This is a genomic window from Mesorhizobium sp. B3-1-9 (assembly GCF_006439595.1).
GTDB lineage: Bacteria > Pseudomonadota > Alphaproteobacteria > Rhizobiales > Rhizobiaceae > Mesorhizobium.
The window spans coordinates 89411-114415 of sequence record NZ_VFTJ01000017.1 but is presented as its reverse complement, the minus strand read 5'-3'; the positions used below and the strand labels follow the sequence as shown (position 1 = coordinate 114415).

At 64.4% G+C, this 25005-nt stretch carries 25 protein-coding genes; 10 read left to right on the top strand and 15 right to left on the bottom strand.

The annotated features are described in order from the left end of the window. Nucleotides 1-483 (bottom strand): DUF2314 domain-containing protein, encoded by a 483-nt coding sequence (locus FJW07_RS24540; protein WP_140859098.1) that lies wholly within the window; start codon nucleotides 481-483, stop codon nucleotides 1-3. 235 nt (nucleotides 484-718) lie between these two features. On the opposite strand from FJW07_RS24540, the gene FJW07_RS24535 reads away from it, so the two are divergent. Beyond that, nucleotides 719-1345, top strand: coding sequence for a hypothetical protein (locus FJW07_RS24535; RefSeq protein WP_140859097.1), 627 nt, complete (start codon nucleotides 719-721; stop codon nucleotides 1343-1345). Between the two features lie 59 nt (nucleotides 1346-1404). Here the strand turns inward: FJW07_RS24535 and FJW07_RS24530 are convergent, their stop codons facing one another. Continuing rightward, the gene (locus FJW07_RS24530; RefSeq protein WP_140859096.1) at nucleotides 1405-1920 is read right to left on the bottom strand and encodes a hypothetical protein; all 516 of its coding nucleotides are present in this window, start codon (nucleotides 1918-1920) and stop codon (nucleotides 1405-1407) included. Nucleotides 1921-2131: 211 nt separating this feature from the next. Here FJW07_RS24530 and FJW07_RS32130 point away from each other — a divergent pair, with 211 nt between their 5' ends. Both FJW07_RS32130 and FJW07_RS24520 read left to right on the top strand, forming a co-directional pair. Continuing rightward, on the top strand, nucleotides 2132-3298 hold the full coding sequence (locus FJW07_RS32130; protein ID WP_246680860.1) for a hypothetical protein: 1167 nt from the start codon (nucleotides 2132-2134) through the stop codon (nucleotides 3296-3298). An 825-nt stretch (nucleotides 3299-4123) separates the two neighbouring features. Beyond that, complete coding sequence (locus FJW07_RS24520) at nucleotides 4124-5062, top strand: diacylglycerol kinase family protein (RefSeq protein ID WP_140859095.1); 939 nt, start codon at nucleotides 4124-4126, stop codon at nucleotides 5060-5062. 71 nt (nucleotides 5063-5133) lie between these two features. Here the strand turns inward: FJW07_RS24520 and FJW07_RS24515 are convergent, their stop codons facing one another. From FJW07_RS24515 to FJW07_RS24505, 3 genes are read right to left on the bottom strand one after another with little or no spacing between them, the layout of a single operon-like run. Then, the gene (locus tag FJW07_RS24515; protein ID WP_140859094.1) at nucleotides 5134-6051 is read right to left on the bottom strand and encodes an NAD(P)-dependent oxidoreductase; all 918 of its coding nucleotides are present in this window, start codon (nucleotides 6049-6051) and stop codon (nucleotides 5134-5136) included. Next, nucleotides 6048-7259 carry a mandelate racemase/muconate lactonizing enzyme family protein gene (locus tag FJW07_RS24510; RefSeq protein WP_140859093.1) on the bottom strand — a complete coding sequence of 404 codons (1212 nt, stop codon included), beginning with the start codon at nucleotides 7257-7259 and terminating at the stop codon, nucleotides 6048-6050. Before FJW07_RS24510 ends, FJW07_RS24515 begins: the two co-directional genes overlap by 4 nt. After that, nucleotides 7256-8872 (bottom strand): GMC family oxidoreductase N-terminal domain-containing protein, encoded by a 1617-nt coding sequence (locus FJW07_RS24505; RefSeq protein ID WP_140859092.1) that lies wholly within the window; start codon nucleotides 8870-8872, stop codon nucleotides 7256-7258. The genes FJW07_RS24510 and FJW07_RS24505 overlap by 4 nt, the downstream gene beginning before the upstream one ends. Nucleotides 8873-9060: 188 nt before the next feature. Between FJW07_RS24505 and FJW07_RS24500 the strand changes: the two genes are divergently transcribed. After that, nucleotides 9061-9456, top strand: coding sequence for an acyl-CoA thioesterase (locus tag FJW07_RS24500; RefSeq protein WP_140647529.1), 396 nt, complete (start codon nucleotides 9061-9063; stop codon nucleotides 9454-9456). 490 nt (nucleotides 9457-9946) lie between these two features. Here the strand turns inward: FJW07_RS24500 and FJW07_RS24490 are convergent, their stop codons facing one another. Continuing rightward, the gene (locus tag FJW07_RS24490) at nucleotides 9947-10315 is read right to left on the bottom strand and encodes a helix-turn-helix domain-containing protein (protein WP_140647527.1); all 369 of its coding nucleotides are present in this window, start codon (nucleotides 10313-10315) and stop codon (nucleotides 9947-9949) included. Nucleotides 10316-10405: 90 nt separating this feature from the next. Here FJW07_RS24490 and FJW07_RS24485 point away from each other — a divergent pair, with 90 nt between their 5' ends. Beyond that, the gene (locus FJW07_RS24485) at nucleotides 10406-11011 is read left to right on the top strand and encodes an NADPH-dependent FMN reductase (protein ID WP_140647526.1); all 606 of its coding nucleotides are present in this window, start codon (nucleotides 10406-10408) and stop codon (nucleotides 11009-11011) included. A gap of 256 nt (nucleotides 11012-11267) precedes the next feature. Here FJW07_RS24485 and FJW07_RS24480 read toward each other — a convergent pair whose 3' ends face one another. The 3 genes from FJW07_RS24480 to FJW07_RS24470 form a co-directional block, all read right to left on the bottom strand. Next, nucleotides 11268-12563 (bottom strand): glucoamylase family protein, encoded by a 1296-nt coding sequence (locus tag FJW07_RS24480; RefSeq protein WP_140859091.1) that lies wholly within the window; start codon nucleotides 12561-12563, stop codon nucleotides 11268-11270. A 122-nt stretch (nucleotides 12564-12685) separates the two neighbouring features. After that, nucleotides 12686-13996 carry a hemolysin family protein gene (locus FJW07_RS24475; protein WP_140782332.1) on the bottom strand — a complete coding sequence of 437 codons (1311 nt, stop codon included), beginning with the start codon at nucleotides 13994-13996 and terminating at the stop codon, nucleotides 12686-12688. 172 nt (nucleotides 13997-14168) lie between these two features. Further along, nucleotides 14169-14876: an LssY C-terminal domain-containing protein gene (locus tag FJW07_RS24470; RefSeq protein WP_140859090.1), complete on the bottom strand. Its 708-nt coding sequence runs from the start codon at nucleotides 14874-14876 to the stop codon at nucleotides 14169-14171. Between the two features lie 137 nt (nucleotides 14877-15013). On the opposite strand from FJW07_RS24470, the gene FJW07_RS24465 reads away from it, so the two are divergent. Then, entirely contained in the window at nucleotides 15014-15697 is a 684-nt protein-coding gene (locus FJW07_RS24465) for a gamma-glutamylcyclotransferase (protein WP_181182708.1), read from the top strand. 1 nt (nucleotide 15698) lies between these two features. Here FJW07_RS24465 and FJW07_RS24460 read toward each other — a convergent pair whose 3' ends face one another. From FJW07_RS24460 to FJW07_RS24450, 3 genes are all read right to left on the bottom strand, one after another. Next, nucleotides 15699-16508, bottom strand: coding sequence for an extensin family protein (locus tag FJW07_RS24460; protein WP_140859112.1), 810 nt, complete (start codon nucleotides 16506-16508; stop codon nucleotides 15699-15701). Between the two features lie 158 nt (nucleotides 16509-16666). Next, nucleotides 16667-17713, bottom strand: coding sequence for an extensin family protein (locus FJW07_RS24455; protein ID WP_140640792.1), 1047 nt, complete (start codon nucleotides 17711-17713; stop codon nucleotides 16667-16669). A 75-nt stretch (nucleotides 17714-17788) separates the two neighbouring features. Continuing rightward, nucleotides 17789-18214 (bottom strand): DUF3775 domain-containing protein, encoded by a 426-nt coding sequence (locus FJW07_RS24450; RefSeq protein ID WP_140782327.1) that lies wholly within the window; start codon nucleotides 18212-18214, stop codon nucleotides 17789-17791. Nucleotides 18215-18392: 178 nt separating this feature from the next. Here FJW07_RS24450 and FJW07_RS24445 point away from each other — a divergent pair, with 178 nt between their 5' ends. After that, a complete protein-coding gene (locus tag FJW07_RS24445; RefSeq protein ID WP_140859088.1) occupies nucleotides 18393-18929 on the top strand; it encodes a tetratricopeptide repeat protein in 537 nt (178 codons plus the stop codon). A 264-nt stretch (nucleotides 18930-19193) separates the two neighbouring features. After that, complete coding sequence (gene greA / locus FJW07_RS24440; RefSeq protein ID WP_027168132.1) at nucleotides 19194-19667, top strand: transcription elongation factor GreA; 474 nt, start codon at nucleotides 19194-19196, stop codon at nucleotides 19665-19667. A gap of 4 nt (nucleotides 19668-19671) precedes the next feature. On the opposite strand, the gene waaC is transcribed toward greA, so the two are convergent. Genes waaC through rfaD form a run of 3 tightly spaced genes read right to left on the bottom strand, consistent with a single transcriptional unit; the run spans nucleotide 19672 to nucleotide 22573 of the window. Continuing rightward, nucleotides 19672-20646 (bottom strand): lipopolysaccharide heptosyltransferase I, encoded by a 975-nt coding sequence (gene waaC / locus FJW07_RS24435; RefSeq protein WP_140859087.1) that lies wholly within the window; start codon nucleotides 20644-20646, stop codon nucleotides 19672-19674. Then, on the bottom strand, nucleotides 20643-21650 hold the full coding sequence (waaF, locus tag FJW07_RS24430) for a lipopolysaccharide heptosyltransferase II (protein WP_140859086.1): 1008 nt from the start codon (nucleotides 21648-21650) through the stop codon (nucleotides 20643-20645). The genes waaC and waaF overlap by 4 nt, the downstream gene beginning before the upstream one ends. Next, complete coding sequence (rfaD, locus tag FJW07_RS24425; RefSeq protein ID WP_140859085.1) at nucleotides 21623-22573, bottom strand: ADP-glyceromanno-heptose 6-epimerase; 951 nt, start codon at nucleotides 22571-22573, stop codon at nucleotides 21623-21625. The genes waaF and rfaD overlap by 28 nt, the downstream gene beginning before the upstream one ends. A 154-nt stretch (nucleotides 22574-22727) precedes the next feature. Here rfaD and FJW07_RS24420 point away from each other — a divergent pair, with 154 nt between their 5' ends. Beyond that, the gene (locus FJW07_RS24420; RefSeq protein WP_140782323.1) at nucleotides 22728-23360 is read left to right on the top strand and encodes a LysE family translocator; all 633 of its coding nucleotides are present in this window, start codon (nucleotides 22728-22730) and stop codon (nucleotides 23358-23360) included. Between the two features lie 153 nt (nucleotides 23361-23513). Beyond that, nucleotides 23514-24998 (top strand): D-glycero-beta-D-manno-heptose-7-phosphate kinase, encoded by a 1485-nt coding sequence (gene rfaE1, locus FJW07_RS24415; RefSeq protein ID WP_140859084.1) that lies wholly within the window; start codon nucleotides 23514-23516, stop codon nucleotides 24996-24998. The last annotated feature ends 7 nt before the right edge of the window (nucleotides 24999-25005 follow it).

The following is a 25005-nucleotide window of genomic DNA, read 5'->3' as shown; positions in this document are numbered from 1 at the left end:
TCAGCAATCGAAGCCGTATGCAGAACGCATGTAATCCGCCTCTTCCTTCGACATCTTCTTGAACATCACACAGACGGTGAAGCTGCCGACCTGGCGGCCGTTCCTTGTGTAGCCCCAGTCGGAGATGTCGTCCCTGGTGAATTCGATGTTCTGGCCGAGGACGACGTTGCGGACGATTTCCGGCTCGTTCGCCAATATCCCGACGAAGCCGTTGGCCGTCCGCTTGAAGGGAATGACCCAGAAATGCTCTGTCGCATTGCCGTCGACGATCATCACCTTCAGCTTGAACCTGTCGGTTCCCGGCGGCGGAGCGTCGGACAGGTTCAGGAATTCATCCAGGCTGGATCGCGCCTTTGCGATCGCCGCCGCCATCTCGGCGTCGTCCGAGGCGATCATCATGGCCTTGTCGTCGCCTTCCGCCCAGGCATGCAAAGGAGCGAGCGCCAGCAGCAGGCATAGCGCGATACGATTGGCAATTGTCATGACACCCCCCAACCCCAGTCAAGGCCACTATCTTCCTGTAATATGTCGGCATTATCAATCGAACTGCGGTTCGCCGCCAAGCTATTGAAGCCATGGGCGGACGCCTGCCATTGCGGCAATCATCCGTGGTTTTTGCGAAGTGGCCCACGCTGATCGTCAGCCGGGTATGATAAGCGGGACCCGGCTGCCGAAGAAATCGAATACGTTGAATGGAACTGCGCGGAGAGGGCAGGATATGCGACCGAGATTTGCGGCAGCGGCGTTCGCTGCGATCGTGCTTTGCGCAGGGCTTGCCCGTGCCGACGACCCGAAGGCATTCAAGCTGACCATCGACGGCGTGAGCGTCGATATCGATCCGGGCGAGGATGTCGACGTGACCTTGCCCGGCGGCAGGACCAGCAAGGTGCGGATCGATCACAATGATTTCGCGACCTTCTCCGGCGGCGCATTCTCCTTCGTCCATTCGAGCAGCAATTCGGTCACCAAGACCGATCTCGGCGACGGCATCGCCCAGTATCTCATGGCTTCGGCGCTCGGCACCCTCGTCGTGGTACAGAAATACGACAGGATGAACCCGGTTTCCCTCAACCAGCTGATGCTGCAGGAGATGACCAAGGAAACGGTCCAGGCGGGTGGGCAGCTGACGCAGCAGCCGACGAGCCGCAAGCTGGCCGACGGCAAGGAGTTGACGGGCCTCAAGGCCACCGTCAAGACGCGCACAGACAGTGCGGATTTCGAAATCGTCGGCTTCGGCACCGCCGATCGGGGACTGCTCTTCATCACGCGCATCGGCGATCAGGACAATGCGACCGAACAACCGCTGATCGACAAGTTCTGGGAGACCTTGAAGATCAAGCTGTAAGATGTCCGATCTTCAGGTGAGGCCGGCCCGCCCTGAATCTCCACACGCCTTGGACTGGCTTACAGACCCGTCAGGCCGGCCAGCCAATTCGCCGAGCGCTTCGCCGCGTCCACCGTTGCGCCAGCGGCGCGGCTGAGATCGGTCTTGACCACGGCATAGCCGGCCTTGGTGCGGTAAAGCACCGCGCGGCCGCCATCGACCGACCTATCGAAGGCGACGGGCTTTGCCGATTCCGTTTCGCTGGCGGTCACCGTTGCGCCGACCGGGGCGCTCGGGCGATGGTCGAGCTCGGGCGGCAGCGGGGCGATGGTTTCGACGACGCGGTTCTTGGGCTTCAGATCCGGCCTGGAGGCTTTCGCGGCAAGCTCGGAGGAAGAGGCCGAGCCCTTGACGCGGCAGATGCCTGAAACCAGCGGATAGTTGAAATTGCGCTGGTGCAGCATCTGGCTCTTCATCGCTGCCTCGCAGTCGGCGATCGTCGTCCATTTGGCCGGCGTCTCGCCGATATATTCGCACAGCTTGGCATCGCAGTCGCAGCCGACGATGGTCATGGCGACAAGGGCGGTCTTGATCACGGTCTTGTCCCTTCGAAATTGCCTCCCCAACCGCTTGCATCAATCCGCGCCGAACAAGGCGGGATTTGGCCGCCATTGTGAAATGTGGATGACGGGGCGTTTCCGAAGGTTGCTCAGTCGGCGACTGTGGCCGAAATGCCTCCAGTCGTCGGCGTAGACATGTTCCAATTCGGCACCGGCCTTGGCCAGAGCGGGCAGGACCAAATGCAGCTTGCGCACGGCGACGGTCAGCGCCGTGCGGCGCGTGTCGGGCGATACAGGGATCGGCTGGCTGAACAGGATGCGCGAGCCGTCGGGGGCGGTGATCCTCCGCGCCCGAGGTCGCCGTGATCATGATCTCGTCCTTGCCGCCGATCTCGACGAAGGAGATTCCCTTGTCGATCAGGCGCGGGACCATCCCGGTAAAGGCTTGCGAGCGGCTGGTGACGAAGATGGTGCCGTCGCCGCCGAGATCGCGCTCGAGAAGCGTATCCGGCTCGTTGCGCGCCGCCTCGCCGACCGGGCCCTTGGCCCAGACATGGAGGTCGGGCGGGCTCGGATCGCCGGCGGCGGCCAACACCGATTTGCTGAGATCGGCGCACCATTGCTTGACCGTGTCTGCCAGGCCGAAGGCGAGCTTGCGTTCGCTGGTGCGGATGGAGTCGTCGCCGGTTGCCGGTTCGACGGCAAACAGGCCAGCGCGCTTTTCGGCATAAGGAAACGCGTACCAGGGCGCCCTGTCGAGAAAGCCGGCGTAATCGGCGGCGACCCTGGTCTGGTAGATGTCGGCCGCGACGCGCTTGCCGGCGGTCGCCTCGGTCACTTGGCCAACCGTGTTCTCGTAGGCCCACTGGATGGCGTGGTCGACCGTCAGGCCGGTGCCGATGAGCGTCGGCACGACGTAGTCGAGGATGTCGATGCGGCGAGCGGACGTCACGCGGATGATCGTTGCGTAGTCCTGCCAATAATGGCCGACATAGGCCCAATAGGGAAAGCCGCTGGGCTGATCCTTGCCGACAAAGGCGGCGTAATCGTGCGCGGCATGGATGGTTGCCCATTTCGGATAAGCGAGCCAGGTCGACGGCGCGGGCGACTGATAGCCCGGTATGGCTTGCCGGACCTTCGCGGCGAGTTGTGCCGGCGGAGCACCGTCGGTGATGCCGGGCAATGGAATCTTGTCGAGTGTGGTGGTGGTGAGAAAGCCGTAGGCAAGCCCGACGACTGGGATCAGCACCACGATAACGACCAGCCAGAGAATTGTCTTGATGAGCCGTCTCAGCCAACGCAGCAGGAACATGTCAGGCCGCGCCCGGGTCGAGGGGCCGGCATATCGCCATGCATAAGCCGGCACGGTCGGCGAAGATGCTGGCGACGGCAAGCTTGCGGATCAGCGGCATGAAGCATCCCCCTTCACGTCACGCTGAACGTTAGCCGATTTTGGCGCGGCGAACAGCCCGGCTCCGCACAAAGCGCAAAACAGGTTACCGGCGCCGGCGATCTCCGCCGGCAGCACTCCCCCGCTGGCGAGGCATCGCGCCAAACTGCCTGGAAAGCCATTCCCAAAAAGACAGTTGGCGCTGGGATTTCTCCCAGCGCCTCCCTGTCAGATCAGGAACCGGTTAAGGCAGCAACTCCTGTAAAGTCGTCGCGCCAGGCCAGCCTTGATTTTGACGGTCCTGCCAGTCGCCACCCGAGGGCAGCTCCCGTTCCAGACCACGCCGATCTCCACCCTTGCGGGCTTCGCCCAGCGTGCCATCGAAGGTTTTTACCGGCCTTCATGGCAGCATCGGTCCGCCGTCGGCGTTGGCACGCTTTCCGCGGCACCCGTAGGTCTCGGCATCCGTCCCTCCAACAGGCAAGCCTGCTCTCGTTCTGGGCCGTACGGGCCTCAGGAAATCCGCCTTGCGCTTTTGCCTTTCGGCTGGGGCGTTCAGTGGCCGCCTGAGATGGGTTGAATGTACGCCGGATAAGGGGTCTGGGGAATGCCGGCGTGCCTGTGGATAGCGGGATTATCGGGGACCAATGGCAAAAGCTTCGGAAGCTGCCGGCCGAACCCCTTAGACAGCCTGCCCCGCTTTTTTAACGACCTTGGATGTTCGAGCCTTGCTCCGCCGCCCGGTCCGCGTTTCAATGTCGGCAAAAGAGTTTGGGCCGGCAAAAGACTTTGGGCGCCAGCGCGGACTCCGCCGCGCATTTTTGCGCGACGTGCCTCGGGGAGGTCGGCTTGAAGGTCGGGGTGGTGCTCAATCCGATTGCCGGAGGCGGCAGGCTCAAGCGGCATTGGGCGGAGGCGGCGGCGTCGCTCAAGACGAATTTCGGCGATTTCGACCTGCGCGAGACGCAAGCCTGCGGCGACGCCGAGCGGCTGGCGATCGACCTCGCCGCCGGCGGATGCGACCTGGTGATCGCGGCCGGCGGCGACGGCACCGCCAGCGAGGTGGCCGACGGGCTGCTGCAGGCACGGCAAGAGAGCGGCTGCGAAAGCGCGCTTGGGCTTCTGCCCTGCGGCACCGGCATCGACTTCGCGCGCGGGCTTGGCCTGCCGCGCGGCATAGGCGCCTCGGTCAAGCAAATCGCCGATGCCGAGGGCCGCAAGATCGACGCCGGCCGCATCTGCTACATCGACGACCACGGCGCGCTGGCCAGCCGCCACTTCATCAATATCGCCAGCCTCGGCCTGTCCGGCGCGACGGATCGCGCCGTCAATGCCGACAAGCGCAAGGGCAGGGTGTCGGCCAAGGCGCTGTTCTTCTGGCGCACGGTGCTCGAGTTCGTCCGCTACCGCTTCCAGGACGTCCGGATCACCATCGACGACGGCGAGCCGGTCGAGGCGCGCATGGCGCTGGTGGCGGTGGCCAACGGCAAATTCTTCGGCGGCGGCATGATGATCGCGCCGGACGCCGAGCTCGCCGACGGCCAGTTCGACATCGTTATCCTGCGGGCCGCCGGCAAACTCGGCTTGATCCGCGACCTCCGCCTGCTCTATGGCGGCCGGCATCGCAATCATCCGGCAATCACCATCCTGCGTGGCCGCAAGGTGCTGGTCGAGCCGCTCGGCGATGTCGAGAAGAATGGCGCGCTGGTCGACATAGACGGCGAGTCGCCCGGGCGGATTCCGGCGACCTTCGAGATCCTGCCCGGTGCGCTGACGCTGCGAGGTTAAATCAACTGGCTGAGAGCTTGATTCCGTTGACACGGCCAGATGGTTGAAATAGCTGGCTGTTTTTTGCGGGGTTATAGTTCCAGCTTGGCCGGGAAGCCCGGTGCGCGCAGCTCCGTCCCGATCGCATCCTCCAGAAGCTTGACGATCTGGGTCGACCAGGCATCGCCGCCATAGGCGCGCTTGCCCTCCTCGAAGATCGCGTTGACGTGCGATGCCAGATCGAGCGGCGCGCCGAAATCCCTGCCCATGGCCAGCGCGAAGCCGAGGTCCTTCAGCGCCAGGTCCATGGTGAAGCCGATGTCGTAGGAGCCGTTGAGCACCAGCTGGCTCTCAGTCTCGTGGACGAAGCTGTTGCCGGATGAGGCGACGATGGCGTGATAGGCCTGGGCGAGGTCGAGCCCGCCCTGTTTGGCGAGCATCAGCGCCTCGCCGGCGGCGACGAGATGGATGAAGGCCAGCATGTTGGTGATGACCTTGATCACCGCCGCCGAGCCGACTGGTCCCATCAGGAACGACTTCGCGCACATCGCCTCGATGGCTAGTCGATGGCGTTCGTAGAGCGCGGCGTCGCCGCCGACGAGCGCGGTGATCCTGCCCGACGCCGCCAGATGCACGCCGCCGGTCACCGGGCATTCGAGCGTCTCGATACCCTTGGCCGAGGCGAGGGCCGCCAGCCGCAGGATCTCGTCGCGGCCATTGGTCGACATCTCGATCCAGGTGCCGCCGGCTGGCAAGCCTTGGAGCAATCCGTCGGGGCCGGCGAGCACCGCTTCGCTGACCTTCGGCGAAGGCAGGCAGGTGATCGCGTTGCCGGCGCGGGCAGCGGCTTCCGCCGGGCTCGCCGCCGCCGTGGCGCCAAGCGCGACCAGCCGCTCGACCGCCGCCGGGTCGCGGTCGACGACGGTGACGGCAAAGCCGTTGCGCAGCAGGCTGGCGGCAAGGTTGCCGCCGAGATGGCCAAGCCCGATGAAGGCGTAGGCGAGGGTCACGGCATCAACGGGGTCTGCATCATCTGCAGATGCAGGTCCTTGCCGTTATAGGGATGCGCGTCGCAGACTTCCTCGTTGAGCTCGACGCCGAGGCCCGGCTCTTTCGAGGGGATGACGTTGCCGTCCTGCCATTCGATCTTCTTCTTGAGCAGTTTTTCGTGGAAACCGTCCCACTGCTTCAGCGATTCCAGGATGAGGAAATTGGGCAGCGTCACCGCAAGCTGGATGTTGGCGGCGCCGACGATCGGACCGCAATAGCAGTGCGGCGCCACCTGGATGTGGTAGGCCTCGGCCATGGCGGCGATCTTCTTGGTTTCGAGGATGCCGCCGGAGCGGCCGAGATCCGGCTGCAGGATGGTGGCGGCGCGGTTCTCGATGACACGGGCGAATTCGAACTTCGTCGTCAGCCTTTCGCCGGTGGCGACCGGTATCGACGTGCCGCGGGCGACCTGCGCCATCACTTCGGGCATGTCCGGCGGCACCGGCTCCTCGAACCAGAGCGGATCGTATGGCTCGATGGCGCGCGCCATGCGCAGCGCGCCGGATGCGGTGAACTGGCCATGCGTGCCGAATAGGATGTCGGCCCTGGTGCCGACCGCCTCGCGGATCGCCTTGATCATGCGCGCCGAAAGGTCGATGTCGATCAGACGCGGCTGATGGCCGTCATAGGCGGTGTAGGGACCAGCCGGATCGAGCTTCACGGCGTTGAAGCCCTGCTCGACATATTCGAGCGCGCAGGCGGCGGCCATGTCGGGGTCGTTGTAGACGTTCTTGCCGCGCGCATCTTCCGAATGGACGCTGCCGGTGTGCGGATAGAGATAGGTGTAGGAGCGCAGCGTCTCATGCACCTGGCCGCCGAGCAGCTTGTAGACCGGCTTGCCGGCTTCCTTGCCGACGATGTCCCAGCAGGCCATTTCGAGCGCCGAGAAGCAGCCCATGCCGGAGACGTCGGGGCGCTGGGTGAAGCCGGAGGAATAGGCGCGGCGGAAGAAATTCTCGATGTCGTGCGGATCGCGGCCGACGAGATAGCGTTCGGCCATGTCCTCGATCATCCTGGCGGTGACATGCGCGGAGAAGGTGGCGTTGTAGGCTTCGCCATAGCCGGCCACGCCGCCGTCGGTGGTGAGCTTGACGAAGATGAAATACTTGCCGCCGATGCCGGGCGGCGGGTTGCCGACAACCCAGGTCTTCACGTCGGTGATTTTCATTTGTGGTCCTCCAGAACCAGATCGGCGCCTTTCCATCCGGTCAGGATCGAGGCGGCATTGGTGTTGCCCGTGATGTTGTCGGGGAAAATCGAAGCGTCGATGACCCGCAAGGCGTCCAGCCCGTGCACCTTCAGCCGGGGATCGACCACGGCGCGCGATGCGTCCGGCCCCATGCGGCAGGTCGAGACCGGGTGATAGACGGTGCCCGAGCGTTTCCTGAAATCCTGGATCAAGTCGGCGTCCGACCTTATCGAGGGGCCGGGCAGCACCTCTTCCTCGATGATCTCTGCCATCGCCGGCATCGCGGCGATCTTGCGCACGAACTTCACCGCCGCCAGCATCTCGTCGACATCGGCGTTGGTCGAATAGGCGTTGGCTGTGATCTTGGGATAGTCGCGCGGGTTGTTCGAGCGGATCATGATCTCGCCGCGGCTCGAGGGCCGGCAGTTGGACAAACCGATCGAGAAGCCCGGCCAGGGGTCGGGCGTCAGGATCGGACGCTCGCCGCTCTTCGGGATGACGGTCGAGAAGGCCTGGAAATAGAGCTGCATGTTCGGCCGCGCCATCGACGGGTCGGTGCGGAAGAAGCCGCCGGCATTGTTCATCGACAGCGACAGCGGGCCTGAGCGTGTCAGTATGTATTGCATGCCGACCAGCAGCTTGCCCCACCATGGGCGCAGGATCTGGTTGAGCGTCGGGACCTTGCCCTTGAAAGTATAGTTGATGCCGACATGGTCCTGCAGGTTGGCGCCGATATTGTCGTTGGCGTGAATGACCGGGATGTCGAGATTGCCGAGCAGCGCCGACGGGCCGATGCCGGAAAGCTGCAGCAGCTGTGGCGAGTTGATCGAGCCACCGCAGAGGATCACCTCGCGGCCGGCGCGGACAGTTTTCGTTTCGCCGTTCTGCTCGTATTCGACGCCGACGGCGCGCTTGCCCTCGAACAGGATTTTCGTCGCCAGCGCCTTTGTCTCGACGCGGACGTTGCCGCGCTTCATCGCGGGCCGCAGGAAAGCTCGGGCCGCCGACATGCGGCGGCCGTTCTTCGTCGTGATCTGGTAGACGCCGACGCCTTCCTGGGAGGCGCCGTTGAAGTCCGGATTGAACGGCAGTCCGGCCTGTTGGGCGGCGGCAAGATAGCGCTTGGTCAGCGGATGCACCGCGTTCGTGCAGTCGGTGACGCGCAGCGGACCGCCGACGCCGCGCCACCGGTCGGCGCCGGCCGCATTGTCTTCCATCGCCTTGAAGGAGGGCAGGAGGTCGTCATAGCCCCAGCCGGGATTGCCGGCGGCGGCCCAGGCGTCGAAATCCTCGCGCGCGCCGCGGATGAAGACCATGGCGTTGATGGAGCTCGAGCCGCCGAGCAGCTTGCCGCGCGGCCAGTGGTCGGCATTGCCGGCGAGACCGGGATCCGGCTCGGCCTTGTAGTTCCAGTTGACGGCCGGATCGAAGAAGGTCTTGCCGTAGCCGAGCGGCATCTGGACGTAGAACCGCTGATCGGTTCCGCCGGCCTCCAGCACCAGCACCGAGAAGCGGCCCGACGCCGACAGCCTGTCGGCAACGACCGAACCGGCCGAACCGGAGCCGACGACGATGAAATCATAAGTCTGCATGATGGTGTGGGCGGCTCCGCAATGTCAGGCTTACCCTAGACATTGCCGGCTCGCGGCGTCGCCGTGGCTTCCGGCATGGCTTGTGAAAAAAGCGACCGGCGAAGCGGCGTGCATTTCGCTTTCACCAAAGCTTGCGACATGGCGGTCGCATTGCTACGCAACAGCAACCGACCTCCAAGGATTTCGCCATGGTGCATTACGCGGACGGAAAACCTCTCGGCGATCTCACTTTGAGGACGCTCGCCATGCCCTCCGACGCCAATGCGGCCGGCGACATCTTCGGCGGCTGGGTTATGGCGCAGATGGACCTTGCCTGCGGCATCCGCGCCGCCGAGCGCGCCAAGGGGCGGGTGGTCACCGCCGCGGTCAAGGAGATGTCCTTCGCCAAGCCGATGAAGATCGGCGACACGCTCTGCATCTACACCCATGTCGAGCGCGTCGGCCGCACCTCGATGGTGCTCAAGGTCGAGGCCTGGGCGCAGCGCTACCTTTCCGATCTGATGGAGAAGGTCACCCATGCCGATTTCGTCATGGTCGCGCTCGACGGCGAAGGCAAGCCAAAGCCGGTTCCGGCCGAGATCTGACGGGATACCCGATTCTCCCCAGGCTTGCCGTTTTGTAACAACGCCCGCGTGGGAGATGCGCGTCGCGACATCCAATGGTTGCCTTCGCGCCCCACTTTGAGGTCGCGAGGGGACAACAATGCGTCAACATATGCTGAACGGCTGGCTCGTGGCAGCCCTTATTGCTCTGGTCTGCCTGCTCGGCGTAACGGCCTATATGGAGGTCAGGAAAGACCTTCCACGCGTCGCCTGCATGCGGGATCGCACCGTGGCCGGCAAGAGGGCCGCGCAATCGGAACGCTGCTCAACGGCGTGTTGCGGCAGCACCAATCCAAACGCCTGATGCGTGGCCGGCTAAAGACAGCCATCCTGTCGAGGCGGTTGCGCGGAGACGCCAGCGAGGCTAGCGGCGAGGCCGCGGCGGATTTGATCGAAGCGAAACACGAGACAGGGCCGGCGCCGAGCCGCACGGTTCATCCAATGGTTCAGAAACCATTGAACTACAAGGGTTTCAAGCCTGCTGGCTGTCGAATTTCGCGCGCGCTTCGCGGACCCGATTGGTGTTCTTGCGCGCCCATTCGCCGAGCGCGCCGACCGGCACGAGCAGCTCGTGGCCGAGCGGGGTCAGCTCGTAATCGACACGTGGCGGAATGGTCGGAAACACTTTTCGCGTCACGAACCCGTCGCGTTCCAGACCGCGCAAGGTGGTGGTCAGCATCTTTTGCGAAATGCCTCCGACGGCGGCGCGCAACTCGTTGAAGCGCATCGCCCCGTCGCCCAGCTTGCCGACCACGAGCACGGTCCATTTGTCGCCGACCCGTTGCAGGATCTCCGACACGGCGCGGCAGTCCTCGGTGATGTGCGGGTGCCTCAGTAACAAAAACGTGCCTCCTTGCGCGCCGATTTGTCAGTATCACATATAGCGCCGGTATCCAAACGATACCAAAAATTCCCGCAAGGAGAGCCCCTTATGTCCAAACCCAAAATCGCCATTGTCGTCGGTTCGACGCGCGCCGCCCGCTTCGCCGACGTTCCGACGCAATGGATCGCCAAGATCGCCAAGTCGCACGCCGATATCGACGTCGAGATCGTCGACCTGCGCGACTGGCCGCTGCCTTTCTTCGACGAGGTCGCTTCCTCCGCCTGGGCGCCGTCGCAGAACGAAGTGGCGCAGCGCTGGCAGAAGAAGGTCGCCGAGTTCGACGGCTTCATCTTCACCGCCGCCGAATACAACCATGCTCCGACCGGTGTCTTGAAGAACGCCATCGATTATGCTGCCAATGAATGGAACAAGAAGCCGGCCGGTTTTGTCGGCTATGGCTCGGTCGGCGGTGCGCGCGCGGTCGAACAGCTCCGCCTGATCGCCGTCGAGCTGCAGATGGCGCCGGTCAAGTCGGCCGTCCATATCGCCTGGGGCGATTTCCTTGCGGTCCGCCAGGGCGAGAAGAAGCTCGAGGACATCGAGCACCTGAACCAGGCCGCCGCCGCGCTGGTCAACGACGTCGCCTGGTGGGCGAAGGTGCTGAAGGCCGCCCGCGCCGCCGACGCGATCGCCGGCGAAGCCCAGGCCGCTTAAAGAGCCTGCGTGGACTATCCTCCCGAGGGGCGGCGCTTGCGCCGCCCTTTTTTTTGGTTTGCGGAAGTCGGGAGGCCTCGACGATGGCCTATGCCGATACGTTCCTGGTCATCATGGTGGCTTTCGTCATCGCCACGGCGCTGGTGCCGTTCCTGCCCAACGTGACGCCGAAGGCGCCGCCGCCGGATGCCCATTGAGCGCAACCGGCAGAGGCCGGTGCGGACGCTGCCCTGCCATACGAAGAGTAGGCTCATCCTTACAGCCAGCCGCCCGAAAATCCGGCCCGTCGCAGGCCCGTGGCAATTGCCGGCACGCTTCGCATCAGCCGCCACAGGAAATCGGACCTGTAATTCTCGATCATCAACACTATCGGCCCCTGATTGATGCCGACATGGTCCGGCGACACCCAGCCGCAAGGCCGGCCTTCAATGGCGGCGATCGTTGGATTGAAGCTCGCGGTGAAGCCGTAGGGATTGCCGTCGTGCAGGTCGATTTCGTGGAAGTAGCGCAGCGCCGGCAGCACGATCTCCGGCGCAAACGGCAAGGACGTGATCGCCGCCCATGGCGACAGCGTGCCGTCATCGGGACCGAAAGGCGCGCCGCGCGCCAGGTAGTTGAAGAAGCGGCGTCCACCGGCCTGCTTCTGTTGCGGGCCCGGGCCGTCGCTGGCCGTGAGGCCCCAGCAATTCTCCCCGTAGCCGGTGAAGCCCTTGGGATTGCGGATGGCATAGTCGCGCTGGAGAAAGGTCGCCTGCCGGCTGTTCTCGAAATAGTCGCTGCCGACATTGCGCATGAAGGCATCGCGAATGCCGCGAAAATCGATCCAGATATGCGAGAACTGATGGATGAAGAGCGGACCGGCATAGACCAGGTCCCGGCCATAGATCTTCTTCCATCTATAGCTCGACAACCAGGCGGCGTAGCTCTCGGGCGACAATGGGAAAGTCGGCGAGCCGAGGCCCAGCATGTAGAGGATCAGCGCCTCGTCATAGCCTTCCCAGCGGTAACGCAGGAAGCCTTTTTCGGGCCGCCAGCCATGGGTGACGGTGGCGCCGCCATTCTGCGCCCAGCGCCAGTCGGTGCGGCGGTAGAGCGCATCGGCGAGCCGGCGGATCTCCAGTTCGAACTCGTCGTCGGCGTCGAAATAGGCGCCGGCCGTCAGGACACCGGCAAGCAGAAGCGCGGTATCGATGGTGGACAATTCGCAGTTCCAGACGCGGCGTCCGGTCCGCATGTCGAGGAAATGATAATAGAAGCCCTTGTAGCCGGTGGCGTCGGGCTCCGGCCCATGCGGCGCATTCCAGAAGAAGCGGAGCGTGGCGAGCGTCCGCTCGACCGCGGCGGCGCGCGTCATGAAACCGCGCTCGACTCCGACAGGATAGGACGACAAAGCGAGGCCGACGGCCGCTATGCTGGCGGGCGATGCCGCGGTGTTGCGGTCGGCGACCAGGCCGTTGACCGGATTGGCCTCCTTCAGAAAATAGTCGAAGGACAGACGTTGGATGTCTGAAAGAAGCTCGTCGTTCAGCGCGTGTTCGCTCGATGCATCCATGGTTGCCGATATAGACGCTTTCGCAGCGCTTCAAAGCTTTCTGACCGTCAATCCTAAGTGAGGAAGCGAAGCTTGGCTGCCGCGCCAACCGCCCCGACGCCCGATCGAACCTTTCCGGCCACTCAGCGCGCCACCGGGCGATGGCCGCCGGGCAGGCGGGTGGCGATCAGCTTGTCGATGCGGCGGCCGTCGAGGTCGACCACCTCGAAGCGCCAGCCTTGCGCGTCGACGCACTCGCCGGTCGTCGGCAGATGGTGGAGATGCGACAGCACATAGCCGGCGACGGTTTCGTAGTCGCGGTTTTCGGGCAGGTCGATGCCCAGCACCTCAGCCATCTCGTCGGCCTGCATGTAGCCGGCCAGCAGCCACGAGCCGTCATCGCGCTTGACGGCGTTCTCTTCCTCGCCCGCCTCGAGGTCGGAGCGGAACACGCCTGTGATGGCTTCGAGGATGTCGGCCGGCGTGACGATGCCTTCGAAATGGCCGTACTCGTCATGAACGAGCGCCATCGGCACGTCCGATTCCCTAAGCTTCTGCAGCACGTCGAGCGCGTCGGCCTGGTCATGCACGATGGGGGCGGCGCGCACATGCTGGCGCGGATCCAGCACCCTGCCGGCGAGAAGGGCGGCCAGCACGTCGCGCGTCTGGATGACGCCGACCATGGCGTCGACATTGCCGTCGCCGACGGGCAGGCGCGAGTGCTGGGTATCCATCAGAAGCTTTTTGACGGCGGTCTCGTCGGACTGCAGGTTCAGCCAGTCGACCTCGGTGCGCGGCGTCATGACGGCGCGCACGGCGCGGTCGCCGAGGCGCATGACGCCGGCGATCATGCGGCGCTCGTCGGATTCGATGGTGCCGTGATGCTCGGCCTCGGCGACCAGCATCTTGATCTCCTCGTCGGTGACCTTCTCTTCCGCCTCGCCGGCCTGGCCGAGCAGCCACAGAACGGCGCGGCCGGAAATGTCGAGCAGGAAGACGAGCGGCGCCGAGATGGTGGCAATGATGGTCATTGCGGGCGCCGCGCGGACGGCGACGCGCTCGGGATCGCGCAGCGCGATCTGCTTCGGCACAAGCTCGCCGACGATCAGCGAGGCATAGGTGATGATTGCGACGACGATGCCGACGCCGACAGGGTCGGCGATGTTTTCGCGGATGCCGGTCGTGGCCAGATACTGCGCCAGCCTTTCGCCGAGGGTCGCGCCAGAGAACGCGCCCGAAAGAACGCCGACGAGCGTGATGCCGATCTGCACCGAGGACAGGAATTTGCCGGGGTTCGAGCCCAGCGCCAGCGCGCGGCCGGCGCCCTTGACGTTGCGGTCGATCATCGCCTTGAGGCGGGCGGGCCGCGACGAGACGATGGCGAGCTCCGACATTGCCAGAAGGCCGTTCACGCAGATGAGGACGGCAACGACGGCGATTTCAACATAAAGCATGGGCGGTCAATAGCATTGCTGCAGCGCATTCGAAAATAGCTTGTCGGTATTTTTGGAACATGACAGGCGCGCTGTTCAAGCCGCATCCCAGATCGGCGCCGAGAAATGCCCGACAAGCGCGTCGATGACGACGCGCACCTTAGGCGTCAGCGCGCGCGTGACGGGCGCGCCGTCATTGCGGCGTCTTCAGCACGCCGATCACGGCCATGCCGTCGGTGAAATAGGGATCGCCGCCGCCGTTGCGTCTAGTCTTGGTGGCGCCGATCCCCGGTATCTCGCTGGTGGATGCCAGCAGATCGGCGGCCTTCAGGTCGCCGATCAGGAAGTCGCGCTCGGCGTCGATGTCGGGGCCGATATGGTGGGTGACGGCGCCCGTATCGTGGCTGAGGCCGACGCCGCGATCGAAGCTCGCGGCGCCCAGCCAGAGCGGACGGCCGTCGTCGCCGACCCTATCCGTCTGCCAGAAGCGGACGTGGTGGCGCCGGTCGGCGCTGCCTCCGATCGGCTTTTCGAAGGCGAGGTCCTGGGCACGGCCCTCGAACAAAAGGCGGCTCATCGGCGCATCGGGGTAGGGGCGGGAAAACAAGACGCTTTCGCCGATGTCGATCGCGGTCCGCAGCGTCACGGCATCGGCCGTATCCCAGCCGGCGACGGCGAAGGCGTGGACGACTTCCTTCTCGGTGCCGACCAGGCCGACATTGATCGGGTCGCCGGGGATGCCTTGCGGCGTGTGCGTCACCATCTCGAAGGGCCGCGTGCGGAAGCCGCGCTCCCGCCAGGTCCAAAATTCCGGCGCGGCGAGATAGGCGAGCGCCAGATAGAAGGCGCAAAACGCCACCAGCCAGATCGCCGCCCGCCGTCTTAAGCTTCGTTGGCTCATGAATGCCGCCCGACCCGTATGGTATCTGTTGCGCTACAATCATGGGAAATCAATGGCCAGCGATCTGGAGACCATTTATCATTAGTTATCGCTAAAGGGGGGTGCGAATGGGGCGGACAAAGACAAGCCACGGGAAAATGGCGCTGACCGCGGAGCTTGTCGCGAGGGTCGAGCGCATGGAGCCCGATCCCGGTCCCGAGCCCGGAACTGACGAACACAGCGATGCCGAATTTGACGATCTGGCCGAACAGCTGCTTGCGCAATATCGGCCTGAGACGCTCTGGGTCTTTGCCTATGGCTCGCTGATCTGGAATCCGGAGTTCATCTATGAAGAGCAGCATCCAGCCACCGCGCCAGGGTGGCATCGCTCATTCTGCCTGACGCTGACACGTTGGCGCGGAACGCGAGAGTTGCCGGCGCTGATGCTGGCGCTCGACCGGGGAGGCAGTTGCAACGGCATCGCCTACCGGCTGCCGTCGGAGGACCATTTTGGGCAAATCGTCCAACTGCTTCGTCGCGAAATAGACGCGAACCCGCCGACCAATGTGCCCTGCTGGATCAAGCTCCGGACCAAGGACGGACCGCTGCGTGCCCTGGCCTTTGTCGCCGCACCCCAAGGAAGGGCCTATGCCGGCAAGCTGGCGCTGGAGCAGGTTGCGCACACGCTGGCGCGCGCCGCCGGGCATTGGGGCTCCTCGGCGCAATATCTTTTCCGAACGGTCGCCAAACTGGAGGAAAGCGGGATCCGCGACAGAAACCTTTGGCGTATCCAGGATCTGGTCGCCCGGCAGATCATCGCTGCCACCGAAGCCCGAGGCTGATCTAGCGGCAGGCGCGGTAACCGCTTTTGCGGTTCTTGATGTCGAAATGGAAATGGTTGCGGTGGTCGTAATTGTAGCCGGGGCCGAGCACCGTGGTGAAATATTGGCAACCGTCGGCGCGCACATTGTTGAGGAAGCCGCGCGTGCGGAAGGCGAACAGGCCGGGCTTGCGGACATCGATGTCATCGCCATTGTTGAGCTCGATGCTCATGACGTCGAGGGCGTTGCCCTTGCCGTGCTCGGACAGGACGCCTTCGCCGGCGATGTTGCGGCAGGAATAGCTGGAGCCCTGGTGGATCGTCTTGACGCCGGAGAAATAGCGCCAGCGGGCGGCCGGCTGCAGCTCGTTCTTCGTCCAGGCGGCAAAGGTGGCGGCCATGTTGCAGGTCAGCGTTGCGGCCGGCTTCATGGCGACGCTGCCGATGGCCGAAACTTTTACCGGGAAATCGATGCCGCACTGGCCTTCATGGATCGGCTGGATGTCCTGATAGACGACGCCCATCCGCTTCAACTCGTTGCGGCAGTCGATCTCGCTGGCCGGCAACTGCTCGCCGGGCGACATCGGCTCGTCCATGCGCGGATAGGCGGCCTCGGTCATGTAGGGATTGGACGGAACGAGGCGCTGCATTCCGGAATATTGCGGCGCGTCGGGCTGCGGCACGGCTGCCGTCTGGCTGCCGACATCGACGGCCGGCTGCAGCGCAAAGACGTCGCCCGTCGTACAGGCCGATATCGTCGCGATGGCGACGCCCGCGGCCAGCCCGGCGATCGTGACGCGCACACGCTTGTTCTGTAGCGCCAAGCCAAGCATGGCGCCAAGTCTTCGAGCCATTGAAAGGCGTCCTTGTCCCCGAATGGCACAAGATTAATCGCCAAGAGTAAAGGAAAGATCAGCGGCCCCATTCACGCATGGGGCGGAATTGCGGCGCTGTTCTTGCCGGATGTGACCCGAGACTTTCGATATCGCGCTTACTGGCAAAAAGTGCCGCCGTGGCGGCGCGGTTCCAGGTCGAGGTGGAAATGCAGCGCATGGTCGGCGTCGGCGCCCGGCCCGAGCACCGTCTTGAACGGCCCGCAGGCAGCCTTGCGCACCGCGTTGAGGAACTTCGCGTCCTTCTCCGGCGGCGCCGGCCCGACCTCGATCGTCCTCCCGTCCGACAAGGTGAAGCTGGCGATGTCGAGCGCGTTGCCGAAGGCGTGTTCCGACAGTTTGCGCGTGCCGTGGCGCGGCCGGCAGACAAAGGCCGAAGTCTGGTTGATCGACTTCAGGTCGGCCCCGAGTTCGGCCTTCGCCGTGGGTTGGACGACATCGGCCATGAAGCGCGCGGCCGCCTCCGCCATCTGGCAGTTGAGCTCGGTGCCGGGACTGATACCGATGGATTTGCCAAGCGTTTTCAAAATTATCGGATAGGGAATCGAGCAGCCGATTTCCGCGTCGTGCTCGGCCTTGTGCTCCTCGAATTCGATGCCAAGCGCCTTCAGCCTTTCCCGGCATGCGGTTTCCTCCGCCGGCATCTTGTCGGCCGGCATCTCGGCGGAACGCGGATCGGGAGGCATCTTTTCCTCGCCCGGCGGTTCGGGTTTTTCCGATGGTTGCGGCCCAGTTTCCGGCGGCTCGGGCTCCAGTTCGGTGGGCTTCTGCGGGGGCGTGGGCACGACATCCGGCGTCTGCGGTTCGGATTGCGTCCGCGGCCCGGATTGAGCGCCCTTCGAACGTGGCGGGCGGGCATCCCATTTCGGATGCGACTTGTCCTGGTTGAGAAAGTCGTCATTGCTGTCGAGGCGGCTTTTGTCTCGCCCGGACCTATCGGCGCCGTTCTCCATATCCCGCGGACGCGACCCCGGAACCGGTGTCGCCGCAGGCGTTTGCGGCGCCGGAGCGGCGCTTTGGCCGGCCGGCGGCAGGTGCCTCTTATGCCGATGATGATGCTTGGCGGCGGCCGGCGTAACCAGGAGGATCGCAGCCGCCACAGGCAGCGCCAGTCTGCAAAATCGTGAAAGGCTCAGCGTTGCCATCGCCCGGAAACGGCGGTCGCGTCGCGAAGTTGCCTGCCCGACCCGCCTTGCCGATCACAATCGGTTACCGGCGCGTTACGCGCCGATGGCTTCAAGGCCTTCCTCCAGCCAGTCGGCAAGCATCGGCAGGCCGAGCAGATACTTGGCCGTGCGCTTCCTGGGACGCTCCCTGGCCGCGGCCACCGCGTCCGCCCATTCGGATGCGTCATAGTCGCCGCGTCCGACCCAGGCGAGCGCGATCAACTCGGCCGCTTCGTCGATATTGAGATCGTTGATCAGTTCGCGGAATTCCTCCTCGGTGAGGTCTTCCGAGGCTTCCTCGACAAGGCCGTCATGGTGATGGCTGGCATGGGTGTCGCCGTCGAACTCGACCTCGTGCTCCGCGCCGTCGTCATAGTCCTCGTTTACGGCGGCGCTCAGCGCCTTGGCCTTGAGGATGAACAGGCGCACCGTGTCCGGATCGATCGAAAGGTCCCACTCCTTCTCGAGGCGCTGCTGCACGATCCTTCTCCACGTGATGCGCTTGGCCCCGATGATAGCGGAATTAAAACGCGCGTCACGTCCGGCGGTAACGGCTTCTGTCCGGCCGTCCAAAATAGTTCGGCAGCCACCCGCATTTCGGGATGAAACCGCGCCAAGACGGCGTTAATCTGGCATTGTCACGCTCATGGAGGCTTCGATGCGCAGACGTTTGCTTGTTCAGGTCATGGCTATTGCGGCGCTGCCGCTGTTCGTTGCGCCGGCTTTTGCAGCTGGTGAAGGCGGCAGCAGCGGTGGCCAGACGACCACCACCTGCAAGAAGGGCGAGGTTTGGGACAAGAAAAAGAAAAAATGCGTCGTGCCGCAATATGGCATGCTGGATGACGACAGCATCTATGAGGCCGGCCACGATCTGGCGATGGCCGGACGCTATGACGAGGCGATCTCGGTGCTGACGCTCGCCGCCAACAAGCAGGATCCGCGCATCCTCAATTATCTCGGCTATTCGAATCGCCATTCCGGCCGCGTCACGGTCGGCCTTGGCTATTACGAGGAAGCGCTTCGCATCGACCCGAACTACACGCTGGTGCGCGAATATCTCGGCGAAGCGCATCTGCAGATCGGCGATCTCGCCGGCGCCCAGCAGCAGCTCCAGGAAATCGAAAAGCGGACCGGCAAGGGCTCGCGCGAATACGGCATGCTGTCCGAGCAGATCGATCATTTCCTGAGGAGCTGAGCAGGGCCCGACGTCTCTCGAACCGGCTGTGATTGCTCACAGCCGGTTTTTGTTGCTCGCCGTCAGCCGCGGGCCCGCGAAAGCGGTGATCATTTTGCCGAACTTCAATTTTTGGGCGTGAAAATCGCGCGAAGATCGCTATATTCAGGGAAATTGTGGTGAAACGGTTCCGTTAGCCCGAGGCTGCCGGACCGTTTTCTTTTTGTACCCATTTGACAAGGTTGCTCCCGAAAAGCGGGGGTGGCGGCAGGAAAGGTCAGGCATATGATCAAGGTCCCGATGACAGGCGAGGGGTTCGCGTCATTGAAGGAAGAACTTCGCTGGCGTCAGCAGGAGGAACGTCCCCGTATCATCGAGGCGATCTCCGAAGCGCGCTCGCATGGCGACCTGTCGGAAAATGCCGAATATCACGCGGCGAAGGAGTCGCAGAGCCACAATGAGGGCCGCATCAACGAGCTCGAGGATCTGATCGCGCGGGCCGAGGTCATCGACGTCTCCAAGCTTTCCGGCGACAAGGTGAAGTTCGGCGCGACCGTCGTGCTCGTCGACGAGGACACCGAGGAAAAGAAGACCTACCAGATCGTCGGCGACCAGGAAGCGGACGTGAAGTCCGGCCGCATCTCGATCTCCTCGCCGATCGCGCGGGCGCTCATCGGCAAGGAAGTCGGCGACGCCATCGAGGTCAATGCTCCGGGTGGCGCCAGAGGCTACGAGATCGTCCAGGTGCAGTTTATCTAGCAGCTCAGGCTGGCGCCTTCGATCGGAGCGCCAGCAGCCGTTCCGCTTCCGCTATCACCTCAGCCGCCGTGATCTTGCCGCTGGCCGGCGCCATCAAGGTCGACGCAAACTTCCCGCGCGGGCCGGTGAGACCCGGTTCCGTCGCCAGGAAGATGGCGACCGTCGGCAGGCCGAAGGCGCTGGCGAGGTGGGTGAGGCCAGTGTCGGCGCCGATGACCAGCGTCGAGCGGCCGAGGAGCGCGGCGACGTCCGCGAGCGGCGATTTGGCAGTCAGCACGGTCCCTGACACGGCACCGGCAACGGCTTCCGCCACTTTCTTTTCCGCCTCGTTCGACCAAGTGACCACCGGCGTGAACTGCCGGTCGGCCAGCTGGTGCGCGGTTTCGATCCAATCCTCGACCGGCCATTTCTTGTCCTCGCGGCTGGTGCCGTGCAGCAGGAGGGCGGTTCTGCCTTCAATGCCGGCCGGATTGCCCGCCGGCGGCACGATGCCGGAGTCGAGCGTCGACAGGTCAGGCTGGTAGCCAAGCGCCAGCCCGAACAGCCGCCTGGTGCGCTCGATGGCATGCAGGTCGCGCGGCACGGCATATTTGCGCTGATAAAACAGCGTCGCCGACGGCTCGCGGGCGCTGGCCCGGTCGAAGCCGGCGATCGGCGCGCCGGCCTGTATGGCGACCAGGGCCGACTTCAACAAGCCTTGGGCGTCGATGACGAGATCGTAGCGGGAGGCGCGCAGCGCTTTGCGCAGTCCGGCCATCTCGCGCCATGTGGCGCCGTCGAGAAGCCGCTTGCGCCAGCGCCGGACCGCCACCTTGTGGATCACTCCAATGGCCGGGTGCAGCGCCACGATCCCGGCAAACGCCTCCTCCACGCACCAGTCGAAATTTATGTCGGGGCGGTTGCGCACCGCGTCCTCGACGGCGGGAAAGGTGTGGATGACATCGCCCATCGACGATGTCTTGACGATCAGCACTTTCATGCGGCCGCCGGAACCTCGAGCAAGCGGTCGGCCGCGGCTGTAACGCGGGCGACATCGAGCGTCTTCAGGCAGTTGAGATGGCCGAGCGGGCAGACCTTCTTGTGGCAGGGCGAGCAGGACAGATGCAGCCAGATCAGTTCGGAGCGGTCGCTGAGCGGCGGCGTGTTTTGCGGCGAGGTCGAACCGTAGACGGCCACGATCGGGGTGCCGACGGCGGCCGCGACATGCATCAGCCCGCTGTCGTTCGACACAGCAAGCTTCGCCGCGGCGATCAGGTCGATGGCGTCCTCCAGCCGCGTCTTGCCGGCAAGGTCGACGGCGCCCGGGGCAAGTGCTGCGATCTCGCCGGTCACATCGGCATCGTTCTTCGAGCCGAGCAGGACGACGCCCAGTCCCTTTGCCATCATGTCCCGGGCAAGCCCGGCATAATGATCGCTCGGCCAGCGTTTTGCCGGGCCGAACTCGGCGCCGGGCATGAGCGCCACGAATTTCTGGCCCGCCAGCCCGAAGCGCGCCAGCAAATCCCCCTGGTTGGCCTCGTCGACGGTAAGCCTCGGCGCGCGAAAGGTGCCGCCGCGCGCGAGGCCGAAATAGGCGCGCGCCGTGCGCCGTTTCAGCGCTTCGGGCAGCGGCACGACATCGGTCAGCAGGCCATAGCGCATCTCGCGCAGATTGCCGACACGATGTGGGATGCGGGCAAAGAACGGGATCAGCGCCGATTTCCAGCTTCCCGGCAGCACATAGGCCATGTCGTAGCGGCCGCGCAGCAGGCGGCCGAAGCGCCGCCGGCTGCGGAATTCGAGCGCTCCCGGCATCAGCGGAAAGTCGATCTGGCTGCGTATCTCGGGCATGCGCTTGACCAGCGGTGCCGCCCAGGCCGGCGCCAGCACGTCGATGGCGGCGTGCGGATGCTTTTCTTTCAGCGCCGCAAACAGGCACTGCGCCATGACCATGTCGCCCACCCAGCGTGGGCCGATCACGAGGATCGTTGGGCCTTCAGCCATTCGACATAGTCCCTGACGCCGGTTTCGACTGTACGGAATTGGCCATTGTAGCCGGCCGCGCGCAAGCGGGACATATCAGCCTGCGTGAAACTCTGGTAGCTGCCCTTGAGGTGATTGGGAAAGGGGATGAACTCGATCTCCCCCTTGCCCAGTGTGTCGATGACCGTCTCGGCGATGGCGCGGAACGGCTGGGCGCGGCCGGTGCCGCAATTGAAGATGCCGCTCGCGCCGCGTTTCCACAGCCACAGATTGACCTCCGCCACGTCGCCGACATGGATGAAGTCGCGGCTCTGCTCGCCGGGGCCGAAATCGCCATAAGCGCCGAACAGCTTCGGGTTTTCGCCGCGTTCGACCTGGTTGAACAGATGGAAAGCGACCGAGGCCATGGCGCCCTTATGCGCCTCGCGCGGTCCATAGACGTTGAAATAGCGTAGGCCGGCGACCTGCGAATGATCGGTGTCGAAGACGTTACGGCGAACATAGTCATCGAACAGTTTCTTGGAATAGGCGTAGACGTTGAGGGGGCGCTCGCACTCCGGCTCTTCGCGAAATTCTGAGCCGCCGCCATAGACCGACGCCGAGGAGGCATAGAGGAACGGGACACGCAATCCGAGGCAGGCATGCAGCAGGCGCTTGGAATAGGCGTAGTTCACCTCCATCATGAACTTGCCGTTCCATTCGGTGGTGGTCGAGCAGGCGCCTTGATGGAAGACGGCCTCGATGCGGCCGAGCGCGCCGTCCTTGAGCCGGGCGAGAAAATCGTCCTTGTCGAGATAGTCGGCGATGCGCAGGTCGGCGAGGTTGGCGATCTTGTGGCCGTCGGTGAGGTCGTCGACGACGACGATGTCGTCATGCCCCTCGGCGTTGAGAGCGGCGACGATGTTGGAGCCGATCATGCCGGCGCCGCCCGTGACAATGATCATGCTTTTCAGCCTTGCTCCGTTGCCGATTCCGGCCCTTATAGGGGAGGTGGACGGGAGTGTCGATAAAGCAGGCGCTCCGGTGCATCACAGTGAAGCCGCAAAAGCTCCCGCTTCAGTAGGCATTCGCTACCCGCAGTACCATGAGGGACCAAGAATGCCGTCGACCGAACTGCTCATCGCGTTCTTCGCCACCACGGCGATCTTCGCCTATATACCCGGCCCCGCCATGCTTTATGCGGCGGCGCAGACCATGGCGCGCGGGCGCTGGTCGGGGCTGACGGCGGCGCTGGGCATCCATCTCGGCGGCTATTTCCATGTCTTCGCTGCCGCCACTGGCCTGTCCGTGCTGTTCCACGCCGTGCCGCCGCTCTACATGGCGGTCAAGCTCATCGGCGCGCTCTATCTGATCTGGCTCGGCGTTTGTCTCTTCCGCAAGCGCGCGGATGGCGAGACGGCGCTGCCCGCGATCGAGCGGAAATCGGCCCGCCGGGCCTTTTTCGAGAGCATCACCGTCGAGGTGCTCAATCCCAAGACGGCGATCTTCTTCATGGCGTTCCTGCCGCAGTTCATCGACGCTTCGGCGGCGTTGCCGGTCTGGCTGCAGTTCGTGGTGCTGGGAACCATCGTCAATCTGATGTTTTCCTCGGCCGACATCGCCTGCGTGTTCCTGGCCGGTGCGATGATCGCCCGGCTGCGGCGCTCGGGCCGAGCGCAGCGGCTGATGCAGCGTGCGGGTGGCGCCGTGCTGGTCGGCCTCGGCGTCCACGTCGCCCTGCAGAAGAGCTGATTGCCCAGCCGGCTTCGGCTGCGGTCTGCACCAGGCCTGCCGTTGCGCTCGCCCGAATTGCGGTATATCGGCATCGCCTTGAGCAGCCCACGCCACAATTCCGGCGCTGAAACCTAATCAAGTCCGGCCGTCTTCAGGCAGACCTCGAGTGAGATGATCAAGCACAATCCGCCTTCTCCGGAACCTTTGCATCGCACCATCGCCCGGTTCGGCGACGTCACCGTGCTGGTGGTGGGCGATTTCATCCTCGACCGCTTCGTCAGCGGCGTGATCGAGCGCATCTCGCCGGAGGCTCCCATCCCCGTGCTGCATGGCAAAGGCGAGTCGCTGAACATGGGCGGCGCCGGCAATGTCGTGTCCAACATCGTTTCGCTCGGTGCTGCCGCCATCCCCGTTTCGGTGATCGGCGCCGACCAGGCGGGTAACAATCTGATGCGCATGCTGGACGAGATCGGCGTCGACACCGATGGGCTCCTGCAGCGCCAGGACCGCATGACCTCGTCGAAAAGCCGCTTCAGCGCGCTCAACCAGCAGGTGCTGCGTTTCGACGAGGAAGAGATCAAACCGCTCACTTCCGCCGAGCGGGCGAAGCTTATCGATCACTTCCAGGCCGCGCTTGGCCGTGCCGATATCGTCATCCTCTCCGATTACGGCAAGGGCATCCTGCTCGACGGCGTCGCCGGCGAGTTGATCGCGATCTGCCGCGATGCCGGCAAGCCGGTGCTGGTCGATCCGAAGGGGCGCGATTACGCGCGCTATGCAGGTGCTACGGCAGTGACGCCGAACCGCAAGGAGCTTGGCGAGGCGGTCGGGCGCAAGGTGTTCGGCGACGACGAGATCGTAGCCGCTGCGCGCGATCTGATCGCCGCGCATGACTTCGAGTTCATCGTCGCCACGCGCAGCGAGAAGGGGATGAGCGTGGTCTCCGCCGAGGATGCCCGCCACATCTCCACCCAGGCGCGCGAAGTGTTCGACGTTTCCGGTGCCGGCGACACGGTCATCGCGAGCTTCGCGCTGTCGCTCGCCGCCGGCGCCGACCGGGTGCATGCCGCCGTCATTGCAAATGCGGCCGGCGGTGTCGTGGTGGGAAAACGCGGCACGGCGCGGCTGAACGTCGAGGAACTGTCCGGCGCGCTGTTCCGCTCACATGGGCCGACCGGTCACCAGGATGCCATCCTCGATTTCAACGCCGCAGCCAGGATGGTCGCCGCCTGGAAGGAAGAGGGACTGACCGTCGGCTTCACCAATGGCTGTTTCGATATCCTGCATGCCGGCCATGTCAGCCTGCTGCATGCCGCGCGCAGCCAGTGCGACCGGCTGGTGCTCGGCCTCAACAGCGACGCCTCGGTGCACCGGCTGAAAGGGCCGGGGCGCCCAGTCAACAACCAGCATGACCGCGCCTGCGTGCTGGCGGCACTTGCCTCGGTCGATGCGGTCGTCGTCTTCGAGGAGGACACGCCGCTGAAGCTGATCGAGGCGCTTTTGCCGGACATCCTGGTCAAGGGCGCGGATTACACGGTCGAGACCGTGGTCGGCGCCGATGTGGTGCAGAAGGCGGGCGGGCGCGTGGTGCTGGTCGATCTCATCGCCGGCAAGAGCACGACGAACACGATCGGCAAGCTGCGTGCCGCAAACTGAGGATCTC

What these genes read in the sequence shown, in the direction of transcription:
- FJW07_RS24540 (WP_140859098.1), bottom strand. Translation starts at nt 483, where the DNA reads ATGACAATTGCCAATCGTATCGCGCTATGCCTGCTGCTGGCGCTCGCT.
- FJW07_RS24535 (WP_140859097.1), top strand. Translation starts at nt 719, where the DNA reads ATGCGACCGAGATTTGCGGCAGCGGCGTTCGCTGCGATCGTGCTTTGC.
- FJW07_RS24510 (WP_140859093.1), bottom strand. Translation starts at nt 7,259, where the DNA reads ATGAAAATCACCGACGTGAAGACCTGGGTTGTCGGCAACCCGCCGCCC.
- FJW07_RS24505 (WP_140859092.1), bottom strand. Translation starts at nt 8,872, where the DNA reads ATGCAGACTTATGATTTCATCGTCGTCGGCTCCGGTTCGGCCGGTTCG.
- FJW07_RS24500 (WP_140647529.1), top strand. Translation starts at nt 9,061, where the DNA reads ATGGTGCATTACGCGGACGGAAAACCTCTCGGCGATCTCACTTTGAGG.
- FJW07_RS24485 (WP_140647526.1), top strand. Translation starts at nt 10,406, where the DNA reads ATGTCCAAACCCAAAATCGCCATTGTCGTCGGTTCGACGCGCGCCGCC.
- FJW07_RS24480 (WP_140859091.1), bottom strand. Translation starts at nt 12,563, where the DNA reads ATGGATGCATCGAGCGAACACGCGCTGAACGACGAGCTTCTTTCAGAC.
- FJW07_RS24475 (WP_140782332.1), bottom strand. Translation starts at nt 13,996, where the DNA reads ATGCTTTATGTTGAAATCGCCGTCGTTGCCGTCCTCATCTGCGTGAAC.
- FJW07_RS24470 (WP_140859090.1), bottom strand. Translation starts at nt 14,876, where the DNA reads ATGAGCCAACGAAGCTTAAGACGGCGGGCGGCGATCTGGCTGGTGGCG.
- FJW07_RS24465 (WP_181182708.1), top strand. Translation starts at nt 15,014, where the DNA reads ATGGCGCTGACCGCGGAGCTTGTCGCGAGGGTCGAGCGCATGGAGCCC.
- FJW07_RS24460 (WP_140859112.1), bottom strand. Translation starts at nt 16,508, where the DNA reads ATGCTTGGCTTGGCGCTACAGAACAAGCGTGTGCGCGTCACGATCGCC.
- FJW07_RS24455 (WP_140640792.1), bottom strand. Translation starts at nt 17,713, where the DNA reads ATGGCAACGCTGAGCCTTTCACGATTTTGCAGACTGGCGCTGCCTGTG.
- FJW07_RS24445 (WP_140859088.1), top strand. Translation starts at nt 18,393, where the DNA reads ATGCGCAGACGTTTGCTTGTTCAGGTCATGGCTATTGCGGCGCTGCCG.
- greA (WP_027168132.1), top strand. Translation starts at nt 19,194, where the DNA reads ATGATCAAGGTCCCGATGACAGGCGAGGGGTTCGCGTCATTGAAGGAA.
- waaC (WP_140859087.1), bottom strand. Translation starts at nt 20,646, where the DNA reads ATGAAAGTGCTGATCGTCAAGACATCGTCGATGGGCGATGTCATCCAC.
- waaF (WP_140859086.1), bottom strand. Translation starts at nt 21,650, where the DNA reads ATGGCTGAAGGCCCAACGATCCTCGTGATCGGCCCACGCTGGGTGGGC.
- rfaD (WP_140859085.1), bottom strand. Translation starts at nt 22,573, where the DNA reads ATGATCATTGTCACGGGCGGCGCCGGCATGATCGGCTCCAACATCGTC.
- FJW07_RS24420 (WP_140782323.1), top strand. Translation starts at nt 22,728, where the DNA reads ATGCCGTCGACCGAACTGCTCATCGCGTTCTTCGCCACCACGGCGATC.
- rfaE1 (WP_140859084.1), top strand. Translation starts at nt 23,514, where the DNA reads ATGATCAAGCACAATCCGCCTTCTCCGGAACCTTTGCATCGCACCATC.